Origin of the sequence: Marinobacter salicampi, assembly GCF_011074795.1 — a bacterium.
GTDB classification, from domain to species: domain Bacteria; phylum Pseudomonadota; class Gammaproteobacteria; order Pseudomonadales; family Oleiphilaceae; genus Marinobacter; species Marinobacter salicampi.
On record NZ_JAAMPF010000034.1, the window covers coordinates 1 to 8,886 of the forward strand.

The 8,886-nt window shown below is 56.7% G+C and carries 12 protein-coding genes; 5 read left to right on the forward strand and 7 right to left on the reverse strand.

Annotation, left to right across the window (positions count from 1 at the left end; translation table 11 throughout):
- The 4 genes from G7W63_RS17810 to G7W63_RS17825 all read left to right on the forward strand — a co-directional run.
- On the forward strand, positions 1–673 hold a 673-nt coding region (locus G7W63_RS17810), incomplete at its 5' end, for an ATP-grasp domain-containing protein (protein WP_479724289.1).
- A gap of 65 nt (positions 674–738) precedes the next feature.
- Positions 739–1,554 (forward strand): formate/nitrite transporter family protein, encoded by an 816-nt coding sequence (locus G7W63_RS17815; RefSeq protein ID WP_166261583.1) that lies wholly within the window; start codon positions 739–741, stop codon positions 1,552–1,554.
- Positions 1,555–1,804: 250 nt separating this feature from the next.
- The gene (locus G7W63_RS17820) at positions 1,805–3,100 is read left to right on the forward strand and encodes a hypothetical protein (RefSeq protein WP_166261586.1); all 1,296 of its coding nucleotides are present in this window, start codon (positions 1,805–1,807) and stop codon (positions 3,098–3,100) included.
- 9 nt (positions 3,101–3,109) lie between these two features.
- Positions 3,110–3,922 carry a mechanosensitive ion channel family protein gene (locus tag G7W63_RS17825; RefSeq protein WP_242634477.1) on the forward strand — a complete coding sequence of 271 codons (813 nt, stop codon included), beginning with the start codon at positions 3,110–3,112 and terminating at the stop codon, positions 3,920–3,922.
- Between the two features lie 82 nt (positions 3,923–4,004).
- Here the strand turns inward: G7W63_RS17825 and G7W63_RS20245 are convergent, their stop codons facing one another.
- From G7W63_RS20245 to G7W63_RS20235, 7 genes are all read right to left on the reverse strand, one after another.
- On the reverse strand, positions 4,005–4,415 hold the full coding sequence (locus G7W63_RS20245) for a GFA family protein (RefSeq protein ID WP_479724290.1): 411 nt from the start codon (positions 4,413–4,415) through the stop codon (positions 4,005–4,007).
- Positions 4,363–4,890: a cupin domain-containing protein gene (locus tag G7W63_RS17830; protein ID WP_166261589.1), complete on the reverse strand. Its 528-nt coding sequence runs from the start codon at positions 4,888–4,890 to the stop codon at positions 4,363–4,365. The genes G7W63_RS20245 and G7W63_RS17830 overlap by 53 nt, the downstream gene beginning before the upstream one ends.
- A gap of 53 nt (positions 4,891–4,943) precedes the next feature.
- Entirely contained in the window at positions 4,944–5,495 is a 552-nt protein-coding gene (locus G7W63_RS17835) for an OsmC family protein (RefSeq protein WP_166261592.1), read from the reverse strand.
- 144 nt (positions 5,496–5,639) lie between these two features.
- On the reverse strand, positions 5,640–6,710 hold the full coding sequence (locus tag G7W63_RS17840) for an alpha/beta fold hydrolase (RefSeq protein ID WP_242634478.1): 1,071 nt from the start codon (positions 6,708–6,710) through the stop codon (positions 5,640–5,642).
- Positions 6,707–7,522, reverse strand: coding sequence for an alpha/beta fold hydrolase (locus G7W63_RS17845; protein WP_166261595.1), 816 nt, complete (start codon positions 7,520–7,522; stop codon positions 6,707–6,709). Before G7W63_RS17845 ends, G7W63_RS17840 begins: the two co-directional genes overlap by 4 nt.
- A 219-nt stretch (positions 7,523–7,741) precedes the next feature.
- Positions 7,742–8,059 carry a hypothetical protein gene (locus G7W63_RS17850; RefSeq protein ID WP_166261580.1) on the reverse strand — a complete coding sequence of 106 codons (318 nt, stop codon included), beginning with the start codon at positions 8,057–8,059 and terminating at the stop codon, positions 7,742–7,744.
- Positions 7,978–8,442 (reverse strand): alpha/beta fold hydrolase, encoded by a 465-nt coding sequence (locus tag G7W63_RS20235; RefSeq protein WP_166261597.1) that lies wholly within the window; start codon positions 8,440–8,442, stop codon positions 7,978–7,980. The genes G7W63_RS17850 and G7W63_RS20235 overlap by 82 nt, the downstream gene beginning before the upstream one ends.
- Here G7W63_RS20235 and G7W63_RS19895 point away from each other — a divergent pair.
- Positions 8,356–8,766, forward strand: a complete 411-nt coding sequence (locus G7W63_RS19895) for a hypothetical protein (protein ID WP_207308988.1) — start codon at positions 8,356–8,358, stop codon at positions 8,764–8,766. The two genes, G7W63_RS20235 and G7W63_RS19895, sit on opposite strands and share 87 nt — an antisense overlap.
- Positions 8,767–8,886: the final 120 nt, after the last annotated feature.

Below are 8,886 nucleotides of genomic sequence, written 5' to 3' on the forward strand. Positions count from 1 at the left end.
GAACGAGGAATATCCACTGCTGATGGAAAGCCACCTGAGTGGCTGGGAATTCGCGGTTGAAGCCTGGATTCACGATGGCAAGATCCAGTTCCTCAATATTTCCGAGTACGTCACTCTGGGTTATTCGGTATTTGTGCCGGCAACCAAGGAGCTCGAGAGCTGGAGGAATGCAATCACCAAGCAGATCGAGCTGTTGATCAAAACGTTCGATATCAAGTTTGGCCTGATTCACCCTGAGTACTTCGTAACCGCAGATGGCGAGATGTACTTTGGTGAGATCGCCTATCGCCCACCGGGCTTCAAGGCTTTCGAACTGATTGAAAAAGCTTATGGATTCAGTGCTTACCAGGCCTCCATGCTGGTTTTCGATCCGAAGAGCACGAAAGAGGAAGTGGCTGCCTTCTTCCCCAAGGAAGTCGAGGGCGCGAAAGGTTATGCAGGCTGCTTCGGTGTTTATCCGCGTCGCCGCGTGGTCAGCAAGCTGGAAATGCCGAAAGAGTGCGTTGATCACCCGTACTTTGATTCCCACGAGCTTGTGGCGCCCACTGAAGAGACCGTTCCGGACAGGAATGCCTTCGGTACCCACTGGGGGCTGGTCTTCTTCTTCGGTGACGATCCCATCACGATGCGGGATCTGTTGAAAGCCCAGGAAGACCTGGACTTCTACGTCTAGGGAAGATTTGGCAAAGCTGTCAATGACGGCAAACAGCCGATTTTTTCCTCTGTGGATTACGATACATGTCCGAAGGAAACGATCTTGATAGCGATGAAAACGAACAGGCCGATGAATACGAGAACGTCCCCTCGTCGGCCATCTTTGAGGCGATCCGACGGGAAGGTGAGCACGAACTGTCGCGGTCAAAGAGTGCACTGTGGTGGTCCGGGGTCGCGGCCGGTCTGGCGATCAGTACCTCGGTTCTGTGCAAGGGGTTTCTCGCATCAATTTTGCCACATGCTGACTGGGCCGCGGGCATCTCGAACCTGGGCTACACGGTTGGCTTCCTGATCGTCATCCTCGGGCGAATGCAGTTGTTCACCGAGAACACCATCACGCCGATATTACAGCTTTTCCTTGCGCCGACACGGGCGTGTTTCTACCAGACCGCGCGCCTCTGGGGCATCGTCTTTGCCGCCAATCTCGTGGGGTGCCTGGCGGCAGCCTTAGTCCTAGTCTACGGACACATCATACCGGAGGCCCGCTTCGAGGGCATTCTCGCGATCTCACACCATTACGCCGAGGCAACGGCCTGGGAGCATTTCGCCTGGGGCATACCAGCGGGGTTCTTGATTGCAGCACTGGTCTGGATTCTTCCGCGCATGGAAGGCGCCGGCGAGGTGCTGATGATCATTATAGTGACCTACATGATTGGGCTCGGCGGTATGTCGCACGTAGTGGCGGGTTCGACCGAGCTCTTCATTTTAGTTGTTCGAGGGGAACTCGGAATTTTGGCTGCCACGCTCGGAGGCATCCTGCCTGCCTTCGCCGGGAACGTTCTGGGTGGCACGGGCATTTTCGCGGCGCTTACCTATGCGCAGGTGCGTGAGGAGGTTTAACAAGCGCTAACAAAGGACGCAATCGGTGCTTCTTGCACCGATTTCCTGGACGCTGATAATGCCTCCGTGCAGTCGCGCCTTCTGACGCTGGTGATGATTTTCGCCGCTCTTCGCTAAAGTCGCCTTCGAGATGGATTTCGAAATGCCGGGTGTTATATTACTGTCATTCAATCCCGACCAGAAATAATTGAGTTTGACGCATGAAAACAGCAAATCGGGGGCTCGTTACTCTACGATGAGTCGCTCCAATATGGACGAGGGAAACTCGTCCGCGCCAGGGCCCTGGCACACCGTCCCCATCGAAGAATACACCCTACCGCCCGACGGCCGGACGAATCTGGTCAAGAAACGCTGGAAAGCATTGCGTCAGCGGTTCAGTGGCGAAGACGGGGAAGCCGAAGTTTTCCGCGCTGAGGCTGATCTGAGAGAACTGCCAAACGTTCGCCTTGCCCACATCGTGCCGCCCATCGATTGGTCATCCGCAGCCCGATCGTTAGCGCAGGCCTTCAGTGAAGTGACCCTGGGAGGCGTCCTCAAACCGGGTGCGAGAAGTTCCAAAAGCGAAGACACCACTCCCTGGTTTTTTGTCAGCCAGCCCTACTGTGACCATGGTTCGATACTTGAAAACTGGGCTGCCGAACATCACGCACGCGTGTGGCAACCACCTGGCACGGAGCAGATCCTGAACGGCGACAGCGCCTGGCTGGAGGCGCTGCCCAAGGGAAACGGTCAGCCTTGGGTGCTGCCTGCTCTTGAGCTGTGTTTCTTCCGCCACGCCAACGGCCTGGATCTATTGCGAGGTTTTATGGAACGGGCCCTTTCAGGCGAATGGGGCCCGGGTATTATTGGTTGTGACAGTTGGGCATTCGCCTTCGTCCAGCGTATTTTTCCCCTGACGGGTGTGCCCGCAATGACTCTGCAAGCCTTTGACGGACCGATGCTCGCCGATTATTTCGTGCGTGGCAGAACCACGCCGGGCAGTCGCAACCAGATCCGCTTCCTCAGTGCTCGCAGCGGAGAACCCCTGGTGCCGGATGAGACCCAAGACGCATATGCCAGCACTGGTGCGCCATCAGACGACGAACAGGATCTGCCGGAGTTTCGTCAGCTTGCGGCCCATTGCCAGGGCAATCCAGGCCTGGCCTGGCATTACTGGCGTAAACAACTTCGCTCGGAGCCTGAGACGGAGCAGCAGGATCGCGCCGAAGTGCGAGGGACAGGTGGGACCACACAAAATACTGACGGCCCCGGTTCCAGCGATAACGTATGGGTTGCGCAAGATGTTGAAACGCCCCCGATGCTCGCCGAGGCGGATGAGGATGTCGCTTTCGTGTTGCACGCAATACTTCTTCACCGTGGCTTGACGACCAATCTGCTCACGCTCCTGCTGCCGTCGCCGCGCGCCCGAATTGCCTCTCAACTGCTACGCCTGCAGGCTTTGGGACTGCTGACTCGTGATGGCGAACGCTGGCAGGTTGCCCCGCTGGCTTATTCTACGGTACGTGAGTTTTTGCGCGTGCGCCGCTACCTTACCGACGCGTTCTGAGGATTGATAGTGAATAGCTCGACCGAACTCACCGATCTGTTCAATAGCCTCGATCAAGCCGCAATGCTGAAGCTGGCCATGATCGTTTTCGGCGCCCTGGTACTGATCATAATCTCCCAACGTGCTTTGCCCTGGCTGGCAAATCGTCTGCATGGCAGCCTGCGGCACTTCCTTCTGGCATCAGTGCCGCTGATTCGTCTTCTGCTTGTTTTGGCTGCGCTTATTCTGACAGTGCCGATAGTCATCGAACCCTCACTGCGTAATATGGTGACCATTCTCGGGGCCGTTGGGTTGGCAATCGGTTTTGCCCTTAAAGACTATGCCAGCAGCCTGATTGCCGGCGTCGTATCGGCTTTTGAGCAACCTTATCGGCCCGGCGACTGGGTCGAAATTGACGGTCACTATGGGGAAGTGATGAATGTGGGCATGAGGACTGTCGCGCTGGTCACGGTGGATGATGATTACATCACGGTGCCGCACCTGAAACTCTGGTCTTCAGCTGTGAGGAACGCCAATAACGGTACGCCGACTCTGCAATGCAACGCCAGCTTTTACGTTCACCCGGAGCATGACATGTCACGTGCCCGTGAGGCGCTGGAAAGCGTGGCGATGACAAGCCCCTATCTCTGCTTCGATGAACCCGTCGTGGTCGTTATCCGAGAGGAGATCTGGGGCACGAAATACACTCTTCGGGCTTACCCAGTCGACCCACGCCAGCAGTTCCGCTTTGTCACCGACCTCACGGCTCGAGGACGCGAGGCACTGACGCGTGCTGGCGCGCGCCCCCTGTTGCCAGGGAGCCTGGCACTCGAAAGCATCTGAACGAATTGGAGCTGATAGTCGAAAAGCTTAAAGCCAGTGCATCGGCCTAGCGATATCCGAACGGCTGAGATTTACACGAACATTATCGAAAACAAACGAGCGCGGACCATCCATCAGCCCTTTTGATCGACTTTGAACGAGACACAAATGCTGAAATTAACGCTCCATAAAGGTCCGCTTTCTGGGCATTCTGATAGTTTCTGAATGTCCGCTTTTGTTTAGGTATTGCCTGGGATGCGGGACTGGTCGCAAAGCGAACATTCAGGTCCGAGTCGCAAAGCCCCCGTTTGAGGCTCAGGTGTGTTTGGTGGACCGGGGTAAGTCCAGGTCCGGCTGAGCAGTGCCGACACGATTCACAATGGCAATAGCCCATGGCAGCAGGCTCGCCGGAGACAGTTAATTGGACCGCACCGCAGAAGCAGCTACCGGTATGCGTCGGCTCAGTTGCGCTTGATGCCGCACTCTGTGTCCAGGGCGGAGTTTCTTTCCTTATCAACCGGAATGGTCAGCGCACCTTTGGCGGGCGCACCGAGTAGCACGGCAACCACCTCAGTTTCCTCAGTACGGCTCGGGTTTAACGCCGTATGGACGGTGTCGCCCGGATCAACCAGCGCGTCCCCAGGGCCGTATTTCCGATTCACACAGTCTTGCGCGAATATGAAATCGAAATTGCCCTTAGTGACAGTGATCAGTACCGTGCCTGGGTGGGTGTGCCAGGGGAACACCGCGCCCGGCTGAATGGTGAACCGCACCACAGTCAGATGCGATGCATCATCAAACGAGATCGTCTGTTCCGGCAGCCCCTCCAGGTTCTGGGTGATCCTGACCGAGACATCACCGTCAAAGGCGTGTCGCTGGGTCAGGGGTTCCGCCGTAATAGGCTTCGGTTCAGCTGCGCTAACGTTGGCACTGACAATCAAAGCCACGAGAAAAGTAGTCATTGCGCTTAATTTTTGTGTACGAATCATAACATCTCTCCCTTTCGCTCCTTTTGAAACATTGTCATGCGCCGTTACCGGCTTCATGACACCTGGTCAATGCGCCAGTCAGTGGTCACTTTGGTGCCACCCTGCAGCGTCTGGAATACAACGCAGCAGTGCTCGGCGCCTGCCGTCAGGGTTTTGAGCGTTCGCTGATCGGTATCAGCGGGCACCTCCAGGCTAACATCGCAATGCAGGCGCTGCAATTTCACCGGCACGCTTGAATCCACCATCAAGGCCCCGCGAACATCCACCTGTGCCGTGGCCCTGACTTCGCTATTCAGGATGGTTACGCCCAGGCGTTCGGCCACCATTCGTAGCGTTGAGTGCAGACAGGCGGCCAGTGCGGCAGAAAGATAGTCCCCGGGATTCGGGGCATCGTGGTCGCCACCCACGGCGCTATGAATACCGTACTGATGGCGAACTCCCCCGCTGTTGGCCAGCTCGACGGCGCCGTGAACCGGGTCTTCCTTTTCGCCGGGCATCGCCCGTGCGTGATCGGTGATCCAGGCATCCTCCGGCACCTCGATATAGTGGCGGTGCAAGCTGTCCTGGCGCTCTGTGAACGAAGATATTTTCTCTGCAACAGACATGATTTCGCCTCCTGTGATCAGTGGCATGTCGCAGTTTCAGCCTACAAAGCGATACTACGCTGCACATGAGGCAGGTGTCCCGGAGGAAATCACGGATTTGCGGAAAACCGGGACGAACGTCCCAGGGAGGGAAAGGTCAGCTGCTCAGCTTTCGCCGAACCCCGCATTGCGGGCCTCGACCACCAGTTCCGAACGGGTAGAGATCGCCAGCTTGCCGCAGATATTGCTCACATGATTGCGCACGGTCTTTGGTGCCAGTGCCAGGGTGTCGGCGATGTGGGTGTTGGAGCGCCCGCGGGCAACCTGTTCGAGCACTTCACATTCGCGGTGGGTGAGCTCATGAAACAGGGACGCCTGGCTCACGTCTCCTTGTGGGTCGTCATTGAGAAATCGCCGGATTTCCTTGATGAAGGTTCGCCAGCCTGGATCGTTTGGTTGCAGGATATGGTTGCGGCCCTCAAGCGGCAGAAAGCGACAGTCCGGAATTCGGCTTGCGAGATCCCGCCCCGCCTCGAAGGGCACCATGTTGTCGGCTTTGACATGCGCGGCCAGGGTGGGTGTCTGCAAATGCGGCAACTGGCTGCGGATATCAATCTCATGGAATCCGCGCCAGAGCCCGGCGGCGGCGGAGCTGTCAGCCGTCAGGCGTTGAAGATCGTCCCACCAGGTAATCTGATCCGGAGCATCAGAGGGTGACAGCAGGCGGGCAAAGACTTCCCGGAAGGCACCGGTTTTGCGGCCCCAGCCAATCTCGATCATGCGGGCCAGGGTTTCGGCTTCCTGGACGCGATATTTCGACATGCCCTCAGAAAATGCACCGCATGAGTAGGCGTTGTAAAGAATCAGGTGGCTGACCCGCTCCGGGTGCCGCAATGCATAGGTCACGGCAATCGCCGCGCCCTGGCACACGCCCAAAATCGGGAAACGTCGCCACCCCAGGCTGTCCGCCACCGCTTCCACATCGCGAACCCAGGCTTCCAGCGTGTGGCCGCTGACGGCCCGATCCGACAGCCCCGAGCCACGAATGTCGAAGCGCGCCAGGGTATGGTCCCGCGTGAGTTCCCGCAGCCAATGTTGCCATACCGGGCTGTCCCAGTCGTGCTCGATGTGGGTCATCCAGCCGCCGATGCGTAATAGCGGCTTGCCTTGCCCTGCCGTGGCGTAGGCAATGCGCACGTCATCACTTGTGGTGCAAAACCCTATCCGCTGTCTCATGCAAAACCTGCGTCAAGAAACTCACGAACGATCGGATTGACCAAATCTGGATGGGTGAGTGGCGCCATATGGCCTCCCTTACCCAAGGAGTGGAAAGACCAGTGAGGACAGGCCTTGGCAAAGATATCGACGATCTCCCGCATGGGTAATCGGGTCCCCTGATCGCTGATCAATAATGTTCTTGCAGTCAGGCTGTTCCATTCCTCAACGGTGGTCTCCTCTTGCATCACAGCATCCCATTCGAAAAAATTGGGCGGCAACGCTTCGGCGAAGGCAACCCGCCGCTTCTCCGGCATTGCACTCCATGCTCCGTCACCGAGCCAGTAGTCGGCAAAGCGTTCCGCCACGCTTATCCAATCTCCCAATGCGCCAAAGCATTTCACATGATCTCGCAGGCGGCATGATTCGAGGAATGCTTGCCTTCGACCATTCTGCTTTAGCAAGTAAAACGGGTTCGGTTCGAGGAGAACAAGGCTACCAACCCGTGGGCCAAGTAGCATGGCGGCCTTTAACGCTACAGAGCCGCCAAAGGAATGCCCGACCAGGTGGATAGGGCTCGCTACTTCCTCGCTCAGGGCCAGAACCAGTTGGGCCTGTGCATACAAGGATTGCGAAGACGTTCCTGGCCAGGCGGTCGTCTCTCCATAGCCGAATAGATTGACCGCCAAGACTCGGTAGCGATCCTTAAGGGCTTCAGTGAGTGCACGCCATTGTCGATTGGCGCTGACAGAACTATGGATCAGAACGACCACCGGACCCTGCCCATCGTCCGTGTAGTCGATTTTTAAACTTCCTTTTGAGATAACTGGCATAGACAGAACCCCCTTCTGCGACGCCTAACGAGCTGTAGAAAAACCGATTTAGAGCCGTCCCCAACACCTGATTCGTAGCATTATTTCTCACAGCCATCAACGGACCGATGATTCCAATTTCGCTGGCATGACTGCTGACAAACTTCGCCAAGGTGCCGGGGTGAAGCTGCTCCTGATCGTAGTTGTAGTACTTTAAACGGGGCAGCGCGACTTTGTGCACTAATCAACCAGGGTTGCCAGACCATGAATGACTGATGCAGTACCCTCGGGGTCGAACAGATGCAGGTCGTGTTCGGTGTCAAGTTCGCGGATGGTCCATCCTTCGGCCTTGCCACGTTCTACGAAGGGGTCCATCACTGAATCGTGGTAGCCTGTGCAATGGACGTAGGCGCGAGGTAAATGATCGAGAGCGCTCGACAGCCTCACCGGCTCGGTCAGTGAGGCGATAGGTTGGGCTACGAGGCGGTCGATGTACGCGTTGCGTTCGTCGTCAGGAAGTACACCTTTCGCAGGCAACAGGTCCGGGGGAATGGGCACTCGGCCGTCGCCAACAGGGCCTCGGCGAACTCGCTTGGGACAAGGTCCATCAAGGCCTGCCCGTCCTTAGGTGCAAATGAGTCGAGGTGGACGAGCAAGCGGATTCGTTCGGCGGCCCGATCGGCCACGCCACTGACCACCATGCCGCTATAGCTGTGGCCGCACAGCACCACATCGTTGTGGTCTTCCCATTTCAGGACTGCCAGAACGTCATCGATATGGTCTGAGAGACCGGTGCCCGAGTCGCCGAGGTGTGCTCGTTCCCCGAGGCCGGTGAGCGTCGGAGTGAAAACCTCATGTCCGCGCTCGCGGAGCTTGCGGGCGACGGGAGTCCACTCCCAGCCACCGCCCCAGCCGCCATGCACGATCACTATAGTAGCCATGTTTCCTCCTCCTCGTTGAGCGTAGAAGAAAACGCCACCTCCCCGTCCAAACCTGATTCACATCCCCAAAACAATGATTTTTCATGGCTTTATCTATGGTTCAGCGGCCGCCATCCCGCTGCTGGCTCTGTGAAAAGTTTGCAGAGCCTTGTACATGAGACCGCAAGAATTTTGGCGTTTTGGGAAGCTTGTAATTATAACTCTATGGACATACAGTTTTCAGCCAAGGAGGGCAATCGTGTCCAGATCATCGTTTTTGCAATCGGTCCACACAGAGATCAGGACGAAGCAGTACAGCTATCGAACCGAAAAATCCTATTTTAACGGGTTCGCCAGTTCATCCTTTCCAATGGAAGCGTGGATCTCTAAAAAGAGATTACTAATGTTCGCTTTTGTTTAAAAGCGTCTTGATCGCTCAGCAGTGAAACAGTCAAAGGTTAAATT

What these genes read in the sequence shown, in the direction of transcription:
- G7W63_RS17815 (WP_166261583.1), top strand. Translation starts at nt 739, where the DNA reads ATGTCCGAAGGAAACGATCTTGATAGCGATGAAAACGAACAGGCCGAT.
- G7W63_RS17820 (WP_166261586.1), top strand. Translation starts at nt 1,805, where the DNA reads ATGGACGAGGGAAACTCGTCCGCGCCAGGGCCCTGGCACACCGTCCCC.
- G7W63_RS17830 (WP_166261589.1), bottom strand. Translation starts at nt 4,890, where the DNA reads ATGATTCGTACACAAAAATTAAGCGCAATGACTACTTTTCTCGTGGCT.
- G7W63_RS17835 (WP_166261592.1), bottom strand. Translation starts at nt 5,495, where the DNA reads ATGTCTGTTGCAGAGAAAATATCTTCGTTCACAGAGCGCCAGGACAGC.
- G7W63_RS17840 (WP_242634478.1), bottom strand. Translation starts at nt 6,710, where the DNA reads ATGAGACAGCGGATAGGGTTTTGCACCACAAGTGATGACGTGCGCATT.
- G7W63_RS17845 (WP_166261595.1), bottom strand. Translation starts at nt 7,522, where the DNA reads ATGCCAGTTATCTCAAAAGGAAGTTTAAAAATCGACTACACGGACGAT.
- G7W63_RS19895 (WP_207308988.1), top strand. Translation starts at nt 8,356, where the DNA reads ATGTCCGCGCTCGCGGAGCTTGCGGGCGACGGGAGTCCACTCCCAGCC.
- G7W63_RS20235 (WP_166261597.1), bottom strand. Translation starts at nt 8,442, where the DNA reads ATGGCTACTATAGTGATCGTGCATGGCGGCTGGGGCGGTGGCTGGGAG.